The 16,550-nt window shown below is 74.5% G+C and carries 13 protein-coding genes; 8 read left to right on the plus strand and 5 right to left on the minus strand.

The features are described from left to right. The first annotated feature begins 459 nt into the window (after positions 1 to 459). A complete protein-coding gene (locus ABD284_RS22530) occupies positions 460 to 1,941 on the plus strand; it encodes an aldehyde dehydrogenase (NADP(+)) (RefSeq protein WP_344147216.1) in 1,482 nt (493 codons plus the stop codon). 483 nt (positions 1,942 to 2,424) lie between these two features. Here ABD284_RS22530 and ABD284_RS22535 read toward each other — a convergent pair whose 3' ends face one another. Both ABD284_RS22535 and ABD284_RS22540 read right to left on the minus strand, forming a co-directional pair. Further along, positions 2,425 to 3,192: an IclR family transcriptional regulator gene (locus ABD284_RS22535; protein WP_344147219.1), complete on the minus strand. Its 768-nt coding sequence runs from the start codon at positions 3,190 to 3,192 to the stop codon at positions 2,425 to 2,427. A 13-nt stretch (positions 3,193 to 3,205) separates the two neighbouring features. Beyond that, positions 3,206 to 4,333: a sugar kinase gene (locus ABD284_RS22540; protein WP_344147222.1), complete on the minus strand. Its 1,128-nt coding sequence runs from the start codon at positions 4,331 to 4,333 to the stop codon at positions 3,206 to 3,208. A 157-nt stretch (positions 4,334 to 4,490) separates the two neighbouring features. On the opposite strand from ABD284_RS22540, the gene ABD284_RS22545 reads away from it, so the two are divergent. From ABD284_RS22545 to ABD284_RS22555, 3 genes are all read left to right on the plus strand, one after another. Further along, positions 4,491 to 5,768: an amidohydrolase family protein gene (locus ABD284_RS22545; protein WP_344147225.1), complete on the plus strand. Its 1,278-nt coding sequence runs from the start codon at positions 4,491 to 4,493 to the stop codon at positions 5,766 to 5,768. A 112-nt stretch (positions 5,769 to 5,880) separates the two neighbouring features. Beyond that, positions 5,881 to 7,209, plus strand: a complete 1,329-nt coding sequence (locus ABD284_RS22550; protein WP_344147228.1) for an alanine racemase — start codon at positions 5,881 to 5,883, stop codon at positions 7,207 to 7,209. A 137-nt stretch (positions 7,210 to 7,346) separates the two neighbouring features. Next, positions 7,347 to 7,724, plus strand: a complete 378-nt coding sequence (locus ABD284_RS22555) for a RidA family protein (RefSeq protein ID WP_344147443.1) — start codon at positions 7,347 to 7,349, stop codon at positions 7,722 to 7,724. A gap of 112 nt (positions 7,725 to 7,836) precedes the next feature. Here the strand turns inward: ABD284_RS22555 and ABD284_RS22560 are convergent, their stop codons facing one another. Continuing rightward, complete coding sequence (locus tag ABD284_RS22560; RefSeq protein WP_344147231.1) at positions 7,837 to 8,061, minus strand: hypothetical protein; 225 nt, start codon at positions 8,059 to 8,061, stop codon at positions 7,837 to 7,839. A 274-nt stretch (positions 8,062 to 8,335) separates the two neighbouring features. Between ABD284_RS22560 and ABD284_RS22565 the strand changes: the two genes are divergently transcribed. Beyond that, the gene (locus ABD284_RS22565; RefSeq protein ID WP_344147234.1) at positions 8,336 to 9,877 is read left to right on the plus strand and encodes a sodium:solute symporter family protein; all 1,542 of its coding nucleotides are present in this window, start codon (positions 8,336 to 8,338) and stop codon (positions 9,875 to 9,877) included. Positions 9,878 to 10,195: 318 nt separating this feature from the next. Here ABD284_RS22565 and ABD284_RS22570 read toward each other — a convergent pair whose 3' ends face one another. Beyond that, a complete protein-coding gene (locus ABD284_RS22570) occupies positions 10,196 to 11,218 on the minus strand; it encodes a methyltransferase domain-containing protein (RefSeq protein WP_344147237.1) in 1,023 nt (340 codons plus the stop codon). A gap of 283 nt (positions 11,219 to 11,501) precedes the next feature. Here ABD284_RS22570 and ABD284_RS22575 point away from each other — a divergent pair, with 283 nt between their 5' ends. After that, entirely contained in the window at positions 11,502 to 12,959 is a 1,458-nt protein-coding gene (locus tag ABD284_RS22575; protein WP_344147239.1) for a YcaO-like family protein, read from the plus strand. A 91-nt stretch (positions 12,960 to 13,050) separates the two neighbouring features. On the opposite strand, the gene ABD284_RS22580 is transcribed toward ABD284_RS22575, so the two are convergent. Beyond that, positions 13,051 to 13,896 carry a DeoR/GlpR family DNA-binding transcription regulator gene (locus tag ABD284_RS22580; RefSeq protein ID WP_344147241.1) on the minus strand — a complete coding sequence of 282 codons (846 nt, stop codon included), beginning with the start codon at positions 13,894 to 13,896 and terminating at the stop codon, positions 13,051 to 13,053. Positions 13,897 to 14,512: 616 nt separating this feature from the next. On the opposite strand from ABD284_RS22580, the gene ABD284_RS22585 reads away from it, so the two are divergent. Both ABD284_RS22585 and ABD284_RS22590 read left to right on the plus strand, forming a co-directional pair. Continuing rightward, positions 14,513 to 16,195 (plus strand): sodium:solute symporter family protein, encoded by a 1,683-nt coding sequence (locus tag ABD284_RS22585; RefSeq protein ID WP_344147244.1) that lies wholly within the window; start codon positions 14,513 to 14,515, stop codon positions 16,193 to 16,195. Between the two features lie 50 nt (positions 16,196 to 16,245). Next, complete coding sequence (locus ABD284_RS22590; RefSeq protein ID WP_344147247.1) at positions 16,246 to 16,521, plus strand: hypothetical protein; 276 nt, start codon at positions 16,246 to 16,248, stop codon at positions 16,519 to 16,521. Positions 16,522 to 16,550: the final 29 nt, after the last annotated feature.

Genomic DNA, 16,550 nt, shown 5'->3' on the forward strand with positions numbered 1-16,550 from the left:
GCCCGACGGGTGCCCCCGCCCGGCGGGCCCAGCGGGGTGCGGCATACTCGTGCAGCGTCGCCACCGGCGAGCCTGCGCCCACCTGCCCGACCGGCCTGACCTGCCCGACCGGCCCCGACCGGCGGCTGCGCACCGCGCCCCGCCGGGGCTCCGACGACGCGGCGGGAGCGGGGCTCCCGCAGGCCGCCTGCCGCTCTCGGCGCCCCGCGCGGCAGAATGGCGATCGGCGACAAACCCCCGGTCAGCGGGCGCACGGGTGACGGGGCCGACAGCGGGGCAGGCCGGGATGAGGAGGCGCCCGCCGATCGGTCCCCCGACGCCGCCGGCCGCCCTGCGGTCCCGGGCGGGCCGGGCGTGAACGGGACGGCTCCGGTCGCCCCGGTCGCGGCGCAGCCGTGGTAGGAACAACAACGGAAAGCGCATTCCATCCGACCGCACGCCAACGCGAGGAAGCAGACGATGACCCAGACCGGTATTCGTGACACCACCGACGCGGAGCTGGACCGCATCCTGGAGTCCGCGGCCGAGGCGGCCGAGGCGTTCGGCGCCCTGGCACCGCGCGAGCGCGCCGCCATGCTGCGCGCCGTCGGCGACGCCGTCGACGCGGCGGCCGACGATCTCGTGCCGATCGCCCGGCGCGAGAGCCGCCTGCCCGAGGCACGGCTCAAAGGCGAGCTGGCACGCACGACGTTCCAGCTGCGGCTGTTCGCCGAGGTGCTGGAGGACGGCGCCTACCTGGAGGCCGCCGTCGACCACCCCGACCCCGAATGGCCGGTGGGCCCGCGGCCCGACGTGCGCCGCATCCTGGAGCCGCTGGGACCGGTGGTGGTGTTCGGCGCCAGCAACTTCCCCTTCGCCTTCAGCGTGATCGGCGGCGACAGCGCCTCGGCCCTGGCTGCGGGCAACCCCGTCGTCGTCAAGGCCCACCCCGGCCACCCGGAGCTGTCGGTGCGCACCGGCGAGGTCGTCACGGCCGCGCTGCGCGCCGCCGGCGCGCCCGACGGCGTCTTCTCCGTGGTCCTCGGCCAGGAGACCGGCCGCAGCGCGGTGCTGCACCCGCTCACCCGCGCCGTCGGGTTCACCGGGTCGATCCCCGGCGGCCGGGCGCTGCACGACCTCGCGGTCGGCCGTCCCGACCCGATCCCCTTCTACGGCGAGCTGGGCAGCCTCAACCCCGTCTTCGTCACCCGCGCAGCGGCAAAGGCGCGCGCCGACGAGATCCTCAGCGGCTACGCCGACTCGTTCACCCTGGGCACGGGCCAGTTCTGCACCAAGCCAGGCGTACTGCTGGTGCCCGAGGGGACCCCGATGGACTCCCTGGCCGAGTCCGTCCGGGAGCGCCCGGGCGCGCCGATGCTCAACGAGCGGATCGAGCACGGCTACGCCGAGGGCTACCGGTCGCTGGCCGGCCACGACGCGGTCGAGGTCCTGGTCGAGGGCGGCCGGCACGACGACGCGGACGGGACGTCGGTGTGGACGCCGTCGCTGGTGCGCACCACGGCCACGCGGTTCCTGGAGAACTCCGAGGACCTGCTGGAGGAGCGCTTCGGCCCGGTCTCGCTGGTGGTCACCTACACCGACCCAGCCGAGGCGCTCGGCGTCGCCGACGCCCTGCCGGGCCAGCTCACCGCCACCGTGCACGGCGAGGACAGCGACGACCAGTCGGGGCCGCTGCTGGACCGCCTGCGCCGCCGCGCGGGCCGCGTGCTGTGGAACGGCTGGCCCACCGGGGTCTCGGTCACCCACGCCATGCACCACGGCGGCCCCTACCCCGCGACCACGTCGGTGCTGCACACATCGGTGGGCAGCACGGCGATCCGCCGCTTCCTGCGGCCGGTGTGCTACCAGCAGATCCCCCAGCACCACCTGCCCGAGGCCCTGCGCGACGGCAATCCTCTCGGCATCCCCCGCCGCATCGACGGCGAGCTCCGCCTGCCCTGAGGCTCCCGCCGGTACCGGGGCCCAGCCCACGTCGCGGCCGCGCCCATCCGCCCGGGCGCGGCCGCGACGTGCACCGCCCTCGCCGCCCTCGTCGCCTGCTCAACCAGCAAGCACCCGAACCGATCCCCGCGGGCTGAGCCACCCACCACCCTCACCGACCCCGTCGCGCGGGGCACCATCGGACACGTGGACCGGACACGTGGACGCGCCTACTGGCACGGCTTCCACAAAACGCGCGGTCTCAGCCGGCTGCCGACGCGCAGCGGCGGCGCGACCCGCTGCGGCGCGGTCTTCGACTCTCGGCCGCAGCGCCCCGGGACGTGCTCTTCCACGGCGCCGCGGGGCGCGACCGCATGGGCTGGTCGCCATGCTCCTGCCCTCTCTCGCCGAGGTCGGCGCCGCGGCCACGTGGGATAGGCCGGTTGGCCGGGGTGTTCGGCGCCCACATTGCGGCGCTGCGCGCACGGCTGCTCGGCTGAGGGCTCAGTGCGCGCCCGAGCCGCTCACGTCGGGGCTCCACCCCAGTTCCTCGCTGATGGCGGCGGCGGTCCGCTGCAAGGGCCGTACCAGATCAAGAAGCTGCGGACGGTCGAGGACCATGTTCGGCGCCGAGACCGAGACCGCCGCCGTGACCGTTCCCGCGGCGTCGCGGATCGGGGCGGCCACGCAGTGGATGAACTCCTCGTGCTCGAAGTCGTCGAGTGCCCATCCCCGATCGGCGACCTCGGCGAGGTCGGCGGCCAGCTCTTCGCGGGTCGTGCGGGTGTTGGGGGTGCAGCGGTCGTAGGGCGGCTCGCCCAGCAGCCCGTCGCGCTCGTCTTGCGGCATCGCGGCCAGGACCGCCTTGCCCACGCCCGTCGCGTGCAGCGGAGCGGGGGCTCCGATGCGGGAGTACATGCGCACCGCGTGGCTCGACTCCACCTTGTCCAGGTAGACCATGGCGCGGCCCTCGCGCGCCGCCAGGTGCACGGTGTGCCCGCAAGCGGTGCCCAGCTCACGCAGGTGGCCGGCCGCCGCGGCGCGCACGTCCAAGCCCTCCAGCGCGACCTGCGCGAGGCTGGTCATGCGCGGTCCGATCCGGTAGCGGCCGTCCTCCATGCGCCGCACGAACCGCTCCTCCTCCAGCGTGCGCAGCAGGCGCAGGGACGTCGTGCGGTGCACGTCCAGCCGCCGTCCGAGGTCGCTGATGGTCGCCGGCCCCGAGGCCAGCTCGACGAGTATTCGCAGGGCTCGTTCCACACTGCTGGACATCCGGGCCCCTTCCTTACTCGCTCGGCCGCGCTTTCGCCCCACGGGCCGCGCGGTCCCACTGCGGCGACAACCCCTGCTCGGCACCGCCTTCTGCCGACAACCCGCCACCTGCCGACGACACCCCGTCGCCGCCCTCCGCCAACCCGCCGTCACCGGTGTCCGACCGCGGCGGGATGTCGCCGGGCACCAGCAGCACCGCTCCGGCCAGCCGCGCTCCCCCGGCCAGGCACTCCTGCACCCCCGCTCCCGTGAGCAGTCCGTGCAGCACGCCCGCCGCGAAGGCGTCGCCGGCGCCGGTGGGCTCGACGACGGTGACCGCCGGCGCGGGCTCGTACCAGTATTCGCCACCGCGGAAAGCGGTCGCTCCCCGCCCTCCCTGCTTGACGACCACCAGGCCGGGGCCGCCGCGGGTCCCGCCGCCGCGGTCGCCACCGGGACCGTCCAGGAGGTCGCGCACCTCGTGGGGTTCGGTCGCGCCCCACAGCGCGGCCGCCTCGTCGAGGCCGCAGAACACCACGTCGGCGCGGCGTGCCGCCTGGAGCACGAGCTCCGCCTCGGCGGGCCCGTGCAGGGCGGGCCGGTAGTTGACGTCGAAGCTGCGCAGGGTACCCGGCATCAGCCCGTCCAGCAGGCCGTCGACCAGCTCGCGGCAGCTGTCGGAGAGCACGGCCGTGATCCCCGTGGTGTGCACCAGCCGCGGCTGCGCGGCGCGCACCCGCGCGGCGTCGGCGGCGCCGAGGGCCGAGGCGGCCGAGTCGGTGCGGTAGTAGCGCACGCGCGTGCCGCCGGCGCCGTCGGGCTCCTTGACGTAGAGGCCGGTGCGGCGCTGCGGGTCGGTGCGCACGGCGCAGTGCACGCCCTCGGCCCCGAGCCGCGCCAGCACGTGGCGGCCGAACGGGTCGTCGCCCAGGGCGCTGTGCCAGGCGACGCGGTGGCCCGCCCGGGCCAGATAGACCGCGACGTTGGACTCCGCACCGCCGATCTCCAGCCGGTAGCCGGGTGCGGGATCGCCCAGCAACCGGGAGGTGCCGGGCTCGGGCGTACCGGGCTCGGGCACCAGCAGCGCCATGGTCTCCCCGACGCACACCGCCTCGGCGCCGCCGGGCGCGGCCCCTGCCTCCGGCTGGTGATCACTGCTCACGCGGGACCTCCCCGTCGGCCGTTTTTGAACCGCCGCTTGTTGACCATTGTCTCGGCGAAATGCTAAGCACTTGCTGACACATACGCAACATTGCTGCGCAGGCCGCAACACACCCCGGCGCAGTCACTGCGACACCGATCGGCTCTCGGAGGCGGGAATGTGGGATCTGCTGCTGCGCGGAGGCCGCGTCGTCGACCCCGCGTCAGGACTCGACGCGGTCGCCGACGTCGCCGTCCGCGGTGGCCGCATCGCCGAGGTGCGGCCGCACGGCGCCGGCAGCGGCCCGGCACCCGCCGCCGACGCGGCGGCCGAGGTCGTCGACGCCGACGGCCGCCTGGTAACGCCCGGCCTGGTCGACATGCACACCCACGTCTGGCACGGCGCCACCTACTGGGGCGTCGACCCCGATCCGGTCGCCTGGCGCACCGGCGTCACCACCTGGGTCGACGCGGGCTCCGCCGGCGCCTACAGCATGGACGGCCTGCGCCGGTTCGCCGCCGAACCGGCGCGGGTGCGCGTACACGCGCTGATCAACGTCTCGGCCCTCGGCCTGGTGGCCGAGACCGGCGAGCACCACGCGCTGGACAACCTCGACATCGACACCGCGGCCGCGGTCGCCGCCCGCCACGGCGACTTCGTGCGCGGGGTCAAGGCGCGCATCGACGCCCGAACGGTCGGCCGGCACGGCCTGGAGCCGCTGCACCGCGCCGCCGCGCTCGCCCGGCGGCTGGAGCGCCCGCTGATGGTGCACGTCGGCTACGGGCCGCCGACGATCGCCGACATCGCGCCCGTGCTGGCCGAAGGCGACATCCTCACCCACTGCGCCTCCGGCTGCCCCTCGGACCTGGTCTCCGGCGGCCGCCTGACCGACCCCGCGCGCCGCGCCCTGGACGCCGGCGCGGTCTTCGACCTCGGCCACGGATCCGGCGCCCTGGCGTTCGACGTGCTGGAGACCGAGGTGGCCGAGGGGGTGCGTCCGACCGCCTCCTCCGACCTGCACGCGCGCTCGGTGCACGGCCCCGCGTTCGACCTGCCCACGGTCATGGCCAAGCTGACGGCCGCCGGGGTGGGCCTGTCCGAGGCGGTCGCGGCCGCGACCGTGCGCCCCGCGCGAGCCCTCGGGCTGGACGCGGGCACGCTCACGCCGGGCGCCGCGGCCGACATCGCCGTCTTCGACCTGGAGGAGGGCCGCTTCCCCGTGGTCGACGTGCACGGCACCGTCCGGGATGCGCCGGTCCGGCTCACCAACACGGCGACCTACGTCGGCGGCCGCCCGCTGCCCCCGTGCGCGGCCGAGCCCCCGGCGCCGTGGGTGCCGCTCAGCCCGGCGCAGAGCGGCGCCGAGGACGAGCGCGTACGGCGCACCCGGTCGGCGGTGCGGCGCCTGGAGCGCCCCGAGGACTTCGACGAGCCCTTCCCCCGGGACGGCGCATGACCGCCGCACCCGCACAGCAGCCGCCGACCGCCGAACAACCAGCCCGTCCTGAAGGGAGGGAGGCGGCGCGCGCCCCGCACGAAGCAGGCCGGGACGGCGCGCCGCACACCCGATGACCGAACCCGCATCCGCCCCGCCGCGCGGCGGCCCGCCGTCCGCCCTCGCCGCCTCCGGCCTGCCCGCCGGAGAGCTGGCCGCCCTCGACTCCGAACCCGTCGAGGCCCGGTCGCTGCCCGCGAGCCCCGCAAGCGCCGCCGATGTGCGCGCGGCCGGGCTTACGCTCCACGACCTGTGGCTGCCCGCGGTCGTGCTGCGCGAGGACGCGCTGCGCCACAATCTCGACCGCTTCGCCCGCTGGTGCGCCGACCGCGGCGCCGACCTCGCCCCGCACGGCAAGACCACGATGTCGCCGCACCTGTGGTCGGCACAACTGGACCGGGGGGCGTGGGGGCTGACCGCCGCCACCGTCGCCCAGGCCCGCGTGATGCGCCGGTTCGGCGCCCGCCGCGTCCTGATCGCCAACGAGGTGGTCGAACCGGCTCAGCTCGCCTGGCTGGCGCAAGAGCTGGCCGACCCCGGCTTCACCCCGATGTGCCTGGTCGACTCCGCCGCCGGGGCGGCGGCGCTGGAGGCCGCGATGGCGGACGCGCCCCGCCCGCTCGCGGTGCTGCTGGAACTGGGCGTGTCCGGGCGCCGCACGGGGGTGCGCGGCACCGAGGAGGCCCTGGACCTCGCCCGCCGGATCGCGGCCGCCGATCGACTGCGCCTGGCCGGTGTCGAAGGCTACGAGGGGGTGCTCCCCCAGCGCCGCGACGGCGACGCGCCCGAGCGCGTCCGCGCGTGGCTGGCCGGCCTGGCCGAGTTCACCGCCCGCGCCGACGCCGAAGGGCTGTTCTCCGCCGCCGACGAGGTCGTCGTCACCGCGGGCGGCAGCGCCTACCCCGACCTGGCCGCCGAGGCGCTCGCGGCGCTGCCGGACCTCTCGCGCCCGCTTCGGCCCGTCATCCGCTCGGGGTGCTACATCACCCACGACGACATGTTCATGGAGCGCGCGTCGCCGCTGCGCAGCGGCGCCGATCCCGATCCGCTGCGGCCGGCGCTGACCTGCTACGCCCGGGTGCTCTCGTGCCCGGAGCCGGGCCGGGCCCTGCTCGGCGTCGGCAAGCGCGACGTGTCCTTCGACATCGACCTGCCCCGCCCCCGCGCCCTCCTGCGCGACGGCGGGCGGGTCCCGCTGGAGGACGAAGTCCGCGTGGTCGAGCTCAACGACCACCACGGCTTCCTCGACGTCGATGAGGGCGCGGGCGAGGCGGCGCCGCGGGTCGGCGACGTGGTCGAGCTCGGCCTGTCGCACGCCTGCACCGTTTTCGACAAGTGGCCGCTGATCCCCGTCCTGGACTCCCGGGACCGGGTGGTCGACGCCGTCCGCACCCTATTCTGACCTGCGGTTCGGCGTCCGACCGCCGACCGCGCGCCGCCGTGGACCGCGTGCCGCACGGCGCTCGGGGCACAACACGGCACACAACACACGGCACAACGCACGACACGATGCACACCACCGGAAAGGTCCGTCCCATCATGGCCAAGCGCACGATCCAGGCACCCAAAGCCGCCCCTCCCGGCGGCCCCTACTCCCCGGCCGTGGTGGCCGGCGACTTCGTCTACCTCTCCGGGGCGACCCCGCACCGCCTCGACCGCTCGCTCGTCGAGGGGCCCTTCGTCGACCAGGCCCGGGCGACGTTCGACAATCTCGCGGCGGTGGCCGAGGCGGCGGGCGCGAGCCTCGCGGACGCGGTCCGCGTGGGCGTCTACCTCCGCGACCTGGAGGACTTCGCCGCGATGAACGAGCTGTTCGCGGAGTACTTCGGCGGCGAGCCGCCGGCCCGTACCACGCTGCAGGCCGACCTGCCCGGCTTCGCCATCGAGGTCGACGCGGTGCTCTACCGGCCGGCCTAGCCGCGGGGTCGTCCGCCGGTGCCCCGCCGCCGGACCGCGGGCGCTGCGCGGCCCCGCGGGCCCTCGGGCCTTCCCGGCCGTCGCGTACGGGAAGGCGCGGGCCGGCCGCGGGCTAGGCGTCCGGGTTCCACGTGCTCGGCGAGAACAGCGCGAAGAGGATCATCGCCAGCAAGAGCGCGGCGGTGATGCGGTCGCCCGCCAGCACGGCCGCGCGCAGGCGGGGCTTGCCGTGCAGGTTCGTCCGGCGCGGCACCAGCTCGGGCTTGACCACGACCGCGGCGAAGACGCCGGCGAACACCAGCATCAGCACGATGACGAACAGCCGTCCGGCGTCCATGGGCGCTCAGCTCCTCTGCGGCTGCGCCGCGCCGCGGTGCGCGGCACGGGGCCTCGGATAACGGACGCACGCACCGCCGGTCCGGTTCCCCGGTCCGGCGGCCACCGGCCACCGGCCGTCCACCACTCACCACCCACTACCCACCCACTGTGCGGGCCGCCGTACCGCGGGCCCTGCGCCCCGGTCCCGGACCGCCACCCGCCGCCCCGCGCGGCACCCTCCCCATCCCCTGTCCCCGGCCGTCGCGGCCGGGCTTCCGGCAACGGAGGCAACAATGAACGACAACAGTCCCGTCTATCTGATCGCATTCGTCGGCACCCTGATCGTCATGCTCGGCATCGGCGTGTGGGTGTCCCGCCGCAACCGCAGCGGCGAGGACTTCCTGCTGGCCGGGCGCAAGCTCGGCACCCCCCTGCTCATGGGGACCACGCTGGCCACCCTGGTCGGGACCGGATCCAGCCTGGGCGCGGTGGGCTTCGCCTATGAGAACGGCTGGGCCGGCGCCCTCTACGGCATCGGCGGCGCTGCCGGAGTCCTCGCGCTGGTCTGGCTGTTCTCCGACGTCCGCCGCCACGGGTTCATGACCTTCGCCGAGGAGATGAGCTACTACTTCGGCGCCAACCGGCTGATCAAGGCCGTGGTGTCGATCGTCCTCCTCCTCGCCTCGGTGGGCTGGCTGGGCGCGCACATCATGGGCGGAGCCCTGTACCTGTCCTTCCTCACCGGCATGGATCCCGCCCTCGCCAAGGTCGTCGTCGCGCTCGGCTTCGGCCTCTACACGGTTGTCGGCGGTTACCTCGCCGTGGTGGTCACCGACGCGCTCCAGGGCACGATCCTCTTCGTCGGCTTCACCGTGCTCGCCGTCGTCTCCCTGGTCTACACCGGCGGCTTCAGCGGCATCCAGGAGGGCGCTCCCGAGGAGGCGACCTCCATGCTGGGGATCGAGGCCCTGGGCGCGCTTCCCGCTCTCTCTCTGGCGCTGGTCATCGCCGTCGGCGTGCTGGCCACTCCGTCCTATCGCCAGCGCATCTACTCCGCGGCCGACGTCGGCACCGTGCGGCGCAGCTTCAGCTGGGTGGCGCTGCTGTTCGCCGCCTTCGCGGTGCTCCCGGCCGTGGCCGGGCTCGCCGCCCGCGCGATCGACCCCGGTCTGGCGAACCCGGACGCCGCCTTCCCGATGCTGGCGACCACCGTCTTCCCCGTGTGGCTGGGCGCCTTCCTGCTGATCGCGGGGCTGTCGGCGACGATGTCCTCCGGCGACTCCGACGCCGTCGCGGGTGTGACGATCCTGCTGCGCGACGTGGTGCAGCTGGTCACCGGGCGGCTGCCGCGCGCCGAGCACATGGTGCGCTACTCGCGGATCGCGCTGGTGGGCGTGCTCGTCCTCGCGCTGGCGGGCGCGCTGATCGCCGACACGATCATCGACTACATCACGCTGATGATCTCCACGGTGCTGACCGGCCTGCTCGTCGCGTCGCTGCTGGGCAAGTTCTGGCCGCGGGCCACCTGGCAGGGCGGGCTGGCCGCGATGGTCGGCGGTTCGGCGGTGGCGCTCGCCGTGCAGAACATTCCGGCGTGGTCGGAGTTCTGGGGCAACCCGGTCATCCCGTCGATCGCGGCGGCCCTGGTGGCCGGCGTGGCGGTCAGCCTCGTCACGCCGAGGTCCCACGTCACCCGCGAGGAGGCGCTGCGGCTGCTGGCCGAGGAGCGGGCCGCGCTGGACGTGGGCACGCACCTGCGCGGCGCCGAGGGCTCCGAAGACGCCCCCGAGCGGACGGGCGGCACCGGCACCGAACCGCCCGAGCCGCGCCCCTGAGGCGAGGGCCCGCCGGTAGGCGCCCGGCGCCCGCAGCACGCGGGACGCCGCGGCGCCGACCGGCCGGTCCGGTACCGCCGCTAACCCGGCTCCCGGCTTCACGCCCCGTTCGTGTACTCCGGCCACAGCGGCAGCGCGAGGAGCACCGCGGTCACGACCGCCGCGGTGAGGCGGTGCGCCCAGAGGATCACCGGGCACGGGCGCGGCGTGGAGTCCAAGGGTCGCACTCATGCGGGGGAACCAGCGCGTTTCCGCGGCCCCCGGCGCCGATCCTCGCCCTTCACCCCGTTCCGCGGAACCGGCCGCAGTCGTCACGGTTCACCTGTCACCTGCCCCGTTCTCCGCGCCTGTCCCCGGCCCGTCGTGCGGTCGGGCCGACCGGGTCTCCGGTGCGCAGGCGAGGAGGGCGGCCACCGGGTGGCCGTGCGCGCCGGGGCGGCGCACCGCGGTGAAGCCGGCCTCGCGCAGGTGGTCGGCCGCCTCGCCGGGGGGCCATGCGGCGATGCCGGCGCGGGCCATGCGCCAGCGTGTCAGGGCCTGGGCGAGCCGGTCGCGGTCGGCGCCGTCGTGCCCGGTCCCCGGCCCCTCGCGGGACTCCTCCTTCAGCGCCGTGGCTGCGATGAGGACGCCGCCGGGGCGCAGCGCAGCGCGCACCCGGGGCAGGGCCGCGCGCGCGGCCCCGGGCGCGAGCACCGAGAGCGGCAGCCACGCCAGGTCGAAGGCGCCGGAGTCGGCGATCTCGGACGCGTCCTGGCGGCGCAGCCGGACACGGTCGCCGAGTCCGCCGCGCTCGACGCGCTCGGCAGCCAGGCCGAGGACGCGCGCGTCGCGGTCCACGCCGACAGCGACGGCGCTCGGCACGCGCCCGACCACGGCCGCGGCGACGGCACCGGTCCCGGTACCGACGTCCAGAAAGCGCAGCCCGGGCGAGCCCAGCAGGTCCCGCAGGGCGCCGTCGGCTTCGGCGAGCGTGTCCAGCAGGGCCGTGAACCGGCGGCCGGACTCGTCGCCCTCGTCGCGCAGTTCCGCGTCGCTGTGCTCGCGGGCATCGGCGGGCAGGCCCTCGGCGGCGTCGCCGGCCCAGTGCAGCATGCGGCCGATGCGGTCGGGCAAGGCGGCGCGCCCGGCGGGCCGCGAGGCATCGACCAGCGAGCGGTACTCCGGCAGCAGCCGCCAGCGGCCTGCGGAGCGCTCGGCGCATCCGGCGGCGCCCAGGGCCTCTCCCAGTTCGGGTTCGAGCGGGTCGCCGGTGTCGGCTGCGCGCGCCAGCGCGGCGAGCACCCACGCGCCGCGGAGCAGGTCGTCGACCCGGCGGGCCGGGTCGGCGTCGGTGGCGGACATGCGGGGAGTCTGCCACGGCCGCGCGACCCGGCGGCTCGGCGCCCCGGTCGAAGCCGTGCCCGCGATGTGAACGCAGGCGCCGGTTCCGGCCAAGGGGGTGACAGGTTGGCCCCCCTCCGCTACAAAAGGTTGACACATGGGGCGCGAAAGACCTCATGAGCCGAACACCCTGTGGAGCTGACAATGGCTTGTGTCGCTTACGAATGGAACGTCACGCTCGACCACGCCGACGAGATCGACGACGCCGTGCAGGAGCTCGACGAGGCCGCGGAGCAGTAGGCCGTTGCCGCGGTCCGACTGGATCGCCGCGCCCGTCCGCCCGGCCGCGCGCCGGGCGGACGGGCCCGCCGGGGCCTCCGGGCCGCCCTGGTCGGGTGCCGGCGAACGCGAGTTGCCCGTGGCCGAGGCCGAGCGGCTGGTGCTCGGCGACATCGCGGGTCTGGGCTGGCGGGCGCGCCACCGCGTGCTGGACCCCGCCCAGCCCACCGCCGTGCAGTGCGAGCTCCGCTACGCCGACGGCACCGAGGTGCCCTATGGACTGGGTTCGGGCAAGGGCCCGCTGGAACCGGCGCGGACGGGCGCCCGCTTCGAGGCGCTGGAGCACGCGCTGAGCGGGCCCGTGGCGTTGGACGGCCTGGCCGTGCGGTGCCGGCCTGCCGCCGAGCTGGCCGAAGGGCCGTTCCGCGCGGACCGCGCGCTCGGCGGTCTGGCCGAGCAGCCCGAAGCGCGGCTCGCCTGCCTGGACTACGAGCCGCTGGACGGCGGCGCGCCGTTCGCCGCCCCGTTGTGCCTGTGGGCGCCCTGGTACCCGGTGCCGACCGGCGGGATGGCGCGGCGGCGCGCCGCGCTCGGCGACACCGCCCAGTATCGGCCGCTGGTCGCCTACACGGTCAACACCGGCTGCGCCATCGGTGCCACCCGCGACGAGGCGCTGCTGCATGCGCTCAACGAATGGGCCGAGCGCGACGCCTTCTCCCTGTTCCTGCTGTGCTCGGTCTACGACCGCGGGCCGATGCCCGGGCGCATCGACCCGGCCACACTGCCCGCCCCGCTCGCGGACCTGCTGGGGCGCGCCCGCGACCTGGTGGGCTCCGAGGTCGCACTGCTGGACCTCACCACCGACCTGGGTGTTCCCGTGGTCATGGCCTATGCGCCCGAGCCGGCCGGTGCCTCCGCGCGCTACTACGCCATGGGGGCCTCGCTGTCGGGACGGATCGCCTGCGAGCGGGCGCTGACCGAGTTCGTCCAGGGTGAGCTGCTGGCGCGGGTGGTGGACGAGCACACGGCCCGCGAAGGCGACTCCCCCGGGAGCAGAGCCGCCGGCGACGGTGCCGGCGACGGCGAGTACCCCACCTTCGACGAGGTGGTGGCCGAGCACGACACCGCGGCGGCGGTGAGCCGCCGGCTGAGCGGCCACCCCAGGCTGCTTGCCTGTGCGCAGCTTGACTTCGCCGAGCGCATCACCGAGTGCCCGCCGGTCGCTACGCCCGACGAGACCGTGCCGGCGGGCACGGGAGTGGCCGCGCAGCGCGCGGAAGCGGTGGCGCGGATGGCGGCAGCGGGCCACCGGGTCGGCTACCACGTGCTGCGCCGCCTGGAGCTGGGCACCACGCTGGTGCAGGTGCAGTGCCCGGGTCTGGAGCGCTTCCACCAGGTCACCAACGGCCACGTGGCGCTTCCGGGCGCACGCGGGCGCGCCCACCGCCGGCGCGCGCGGACCCCCCGATCAGCGGCCGACTGAGCGGTTCCGCGCGGTCCCGGGGCCCCGGGACCCGCCGCCTCCGGCGAGCACGGGGGCGCCGCACAGCCGCCCCGCCCGCACCCGGCAGGACTCAGCCTCCCCTGCGGGACGGGGGGACCCGGCCTCCGGCGCCCGCCTCCGGCGGTTCGGGCCGCGCCTCCTCGACCTCCTCGGCGACGATCAGCCCGCCCACACGCTCGGAGACCTGTCTGCGCGCCTCCGCATGCAGGCCGGCGTCGGTGACCAGCACGTCGCAGCGCTCCAGCGGCGCGATGGTGCACAGGCCCACGGTCTCCCACTTGGTGTGGTCGGCCACGACGATCAGCTTGCGCGCGGCCTCGACCAGGGCCTGGTCGGTCTCGCCCTCCATCAGGTTGGGCGTGGTCAGACCGGCCTGCGGGTCGATGCCGTGCACGCCCAGCAGCAGGGTGTCCAGGTGCAGGCTGCGCACGGCCGCGACCGCGAGCGGGCCCACGAGCGCGTCGGAGGGCGTGCGCAGTCCGCCGACGAGTACGACGGTCTGGTCGGAGCGGGGCGAGCGGTAGAAGACGTCGGCGACGCGCAGGCAGTTGGTGATCACGGTCAGTCCGGGGATCTCGCGCAGGTGGTGGGCGAGGGCGCAGGTGGTGGTGCCCGCGGAGACGCCGATGGCGCTGCCGGGTTCGACCAGCCGGGCGGCGGCCGCGGCGATGGCCCGCTTCTCGGCCTCCTGGCAGGTCGCGTTGGCCTCGAAGCCGGGTTCCTCGGTGCTGTGCCTGTGCGGGGCCAGCGCACCGCCGTGGACCTTGCGCAGCAGGCCCCGCGCCTCCAGCGCGTCGAGGTCGCGCCGCACCGTCATGTCGGAGACGTCGAGGCTCTCGACGAGCTCGGTGACCCGGACGCCGCCGGAGCGCCGTACCTGTTCGAGGATCAGTGCCTGTCGCTGAGCGGCCAGCATCGCGTCCCCCGTCGTCGCCCGGTCGCCGCGGCACGCCGGCGGAGCCCGGACGGCTCCCGCACCAGGTCCGACCCGCCGCGCGACGGTGTTGGAAAGTGTTGGGATGATAACGACATTACACACATTCATGTCAAGATCCGGCAGACCACGCGACGGCCCGGGGTGGCGCCGAGACGGCTCAGGGCCGCCGCCTGCAGTGGAGCTGGCGTGTCAGACCCGATGCCCGAACGAGGGCCGTGCCAGTCTTGACACACCCGGACCCGTGCACGATGGTCGCATCGAATGTGGGTTAATGTTCGATTTCGTGAGAAATTGAGGCGGTAACCGCATGACAACTGAACAGGGATCGGGGTAGCAGGCGCGCCGTCCGCCGCTCCCGCCCCACTGCGACCGCGACACGGTGCCGGCCGCATCGCCGCGCCCGGCACCGCTTCCGGCCGCACGTGGACCGCGGGCAGTGCCCCCGATACCGCGCAGGTTCCGCCGGCCCGCGACCACGGGTGGCGGCGCCGGGCCGTCCGCACAGCCCGGCGCCCTTCCCGGTCGCGGGCCGGCGGGCTCGCGGACCAACCCCCAACGGAACGAGGACCATCGTGTTCAGAGAGGACTGGCCGAAGTGATCGCCCTAGCACAAGAGCCACTGCGGCTGGACGCCAACGCAGTCGACTACACCCTGCTCGCGCTGTACTTCGCGTTCGTGCTGGGCATCGGCTTCCTGGCGAAACGCTCGGTCTCGACCAGCCTTGACTTCTTCCTGTCCGGGCGGTCGCTGCCGGCCTGGGTGACGGGTCTGGCCTTCATCGCGGCCAACCTCGGCGCCATCGAGATCATCGGCATGTCGGCCAACGGCGCCCGCTACGGCATGGCGACCATGCACTACTTCTGGGTCGGCGCCATTCCGGCGATGCTGTTCCTGGGCCTGGTCATGATGCCGTTCTACTACGGCTCGAAGGTCCGCAGCGTCCCCGAGTTCATGAACCGCCGCTTCGGCAAGGCGGCGCACCTGGTCAACGGCATCAGCTTCGCGCTCGCCCAGATCCTGATCGCCGGCATCAACCTGTTCTTGCTGGCCACCATCGTCGACGCGCTGCTGGGCTGGCCGCTGTGGCTGTCGCTGATCCTGGCCGCGGTCATCGTGCTCAGCTACATCACGCTCGGCGGGCTCTCCGCGGCCATCTACAACGAGGTGCTGCAGTTCTTCGTCATCGTGGCCGCGCTGCTGCCGCTGACCCTGGCAGGACTGAACCGCGTCGGCGGCTGGTCCGGCCTCGTCGACCAGCTCGGCCAGACCGACCTGGGTACCGAGCAGGCCTCGGCGTGGCCGGGCAACGCGCTCACCGGCTTCGAGAACGACATCCTCAGCGTCTTCGGCATCGTGCTGGGCCTGGGCTTCGTCCTGGCCTTCGGTTACTGGACCACCAACTTCGTCGAGGTCCAGCGCGCCATGGCCTCCAAGAGCATGTCGGCGGCGATGCGCACGCCCATCATCGGCGCGTTCCCCAAGCTGTTCATCCCGTTCCTGGTGGTCATCCCCGGCATGATCGCGGGCGTCGCCGCCTCCGAGATGGTAGCGCTCAAGGCCGGCGAGCAGACCAATGTGACCTACAACGACGCCATCCTGCTGCTGATGCGCGACCTGCTGCCCAACGGGCTGCTGGGCATCGCGCTGGCCGGGCTGCTCGCCTCGTTCATGGCGGGCATGGCCGCCAACCTGAGCTCCTTCAACACGGTCTTCACCTACGACATCTGGCAGTCCTACATCGTCCGGGACCGGCCGGACCACTACTACCTGAACATGGGCCGCTGGGTGACCATGGGCGCCACCGTCGGCGCCGTGGGCACCGCCTACATCGCCTCGAGCTACTCCAACCTGATGGACTACCTGCAGCAGCTGTTCTCGTTCTTCAACGCGCCGCTGTTCGCGACGTTCATCCTGGGCATGTACTGGAAGCGGATGACGCCGCACGCGGGCTGGAGCGGTCTGGTCAGCGGTACCGCGGCGGCCGTGGCCGTGTTCATCCTCGGTGAGACGGGCGTGCTCGGGCTGTCCGCGCAGGGTGCGAGCTTCGTCGGTGCCGGCGCGGCGTTCGTGGTCGACATCATCGTCAGCGTCGTGGTCAGCCTGTTCACCCGGCCCAAGCCCGACTCCGAGCTCGTCGGACTGGTCCACGCGCTCACCCCCCGCGAATCGCGCCGCCCCTCCCACACCGGCGAGGACGCCGGGTGGTACCGCCGGCCGGCCGTGCTGGCGGCCATCGTCCTGGTGATCACCATCGCCCTGAACTTCATCTTCGCCTGAGCCGACGCCGGGCGGACAACCGCTAGAAACGCTGCCGAGGAGGCAATCCGATGAGTGCTGACGACTCCGGTTCGGGTCAGCGACGATCCGTCAAGGCCTTCGACGTCCGGACGGTCATCGCGCTGCTGTTCGTCATCTACGGCGCGGTCCTGGTCGTGATGGGCTTCGTGCTGCCCCCCGACGAGGCCCACCGCGACGGCGCCAACCTCAACCTGTGGTCAGGCCTGGGCATGCTGGTGTTCAGCGGCCTGATGGGCGGCTGGGTCCTGTTGAGCCCGCTGAAGGCGTCCGAGGGCTCCGGCGAGGAGTCCGAGGGCCAGAGCTGAGCCCGCGCACCACCGCGGCCGCGCGGCGC

Origin of the sequence: Streptomonospora arabica (assembly GCF_039531585.1) — a bacterium.
Classification (GTDB): domain Bacteria; phylum Actinomycetota; class Actinomycetes; order Streptosporangiales; family Streptosporangiaceae; genus Streptomonospora; species Streptomonospora halophila.